Genomic DNA, 433 nt, shown 5'->3' on the forward strand with positions numbered 1-433 from the left:
CTTGCGCCGTCGCGAAGCTTCCAGCAGAGGCTGGCGGCGCGGAGTGCGCGCGATCTCTCGCCTGTGCCGGACGAGGGATTGCCCTCCGAGATCGCCCCCGTGGCGGCAACGCTCAACGGCGTCCTGACCCGGCTCAAGGCCGCCTTCGAGGCGGAGCGAAGCTTTGCCGCCAATGCCGCCCATGAGCTGCGGACACCGCTGGCGGGCGCCATCGCCCAGGCACAGCGGCTGCAGGCTGAAACCGCAGACCCCATTGCCGTGGCACGCGCCGCCGACGTGGAAGCAACGCTGAAGCGACTCACCCGCCTGTCGGAACGGCTCATGCAACTGGCCCGCGCCGAAGGCGGCAGGCTCAGGATCGATACCCCTGGCGACCTGCGCACCATAGCCCGCCTCGTCGCCGATGACGCTGGTCGAACCGCGGGCCCGGGCC

At 71.1% G+C, this 433-nt stretch carries 1 protein-coding gene; it reads left to right on the plus strand.

Annotated features, from left to right (window positions below; all coding sequences use genetic code 11):
- Window positions 1–99: 99 nt before the first annotated feature.
- The coding region (locus ACLD7X_RS19105) for a sensor histidine kinase (RefSeq protein ID WP_411425255.1) at window positions 100–433 on the plus strand (334 nt) is incomplete at its 3' end.

Source organism: Aphanothece microscopica RSMan92, from assembly GCF_046613545.2.
Classification (GTDB): domain Bacteria; phylum Cyanobacteriota; class Cyanobacteriia; order PCC-6307; family Cyanobiaceae; genus NIES-981.